Here is a 717-nt window from a genome sequence, read left to right on the forward strand (position 1 = left end):
ATCGGGCAAACGGAAGAGCGCTGCACCCGGCGACAGTTGGAGGCCCGCCGGTCCGTGGAAATGGCTAGCGATGTGGCTCAGAGTCGCCGTACGATCCCTGACCAAGCCAACAACTAGCACAGCCGGCGGCGCCAGCCAGCTGTTGATGAACTGGTCCTGGCCAGCATGATGCGACCGTATCCTGCCGCGCTGCTCGAGCCGACGTGGACGCAGAGGAAATCAAATGTAGCACTCGATAGTATTGCGCCTCGCCAGCAATCGGATTCGACAAGGTGGATGACATCATCACTCCGCATAATCGCAAAAGCTTGATTTCAATCATCCTTTTTATTCAGACTTTAAGATTTGCAGGATCTTCAGACGGGCGGTGAGTATATCATTGACTATCGCGGCTTGGACGGCGGCAGTGTTTCTTGCCTTAAGTGCAGAGATTGCGGCGTCGTGAAATCTCTCCCCGTCGTTGTCTTCGAATCCCCGATTTGCGAGAAGGCCCAGCGTGGGGCCGATTGTCACCCAAAGATTGTCGATGATCGCCAAAAGCTTGGGCGCTTTCGACTGGGCATATAGAGCGAAGTGAAACTTGGCGTTTGCCTCAATCTTCGCCCTGGTGTCGTGAGCCCTCCGATGCGTGCAATAGACCAGATGAAGATGCTCCAAGTCACGAATGAAGGTCGCCGAGGCATTTTCCGCCGCAAGTTCCGCTGCCCATCCTTCAAG

The 717-nt window shown here is 55.2% G+C and carries 1 protein-coding gene; it reads right to left on the bottom strand.

Annotation, left to right across the window (positions count from 1 at the left end; translation table 11 throughout):
• Positions 1-327: 327 nt before the first annotated feature.
• A partial coding sequence (locus NKK50_RS31260; RefSeq protein ID WP_352544379.1) for an FCD domain-containing protein occupies positions 328-717 on the bottom strand: 390 nt, incomplete at its 5' end.

This window comes from Mesorhizobium sp. M0001 (assembly GCF_040324255.1).
Taxonomy (GTDB): Bacteria; Pseudomonadota; Alphaproteobacteria; order Rhizobiales; family Rhizobiaceae; genus Mesorhizobium.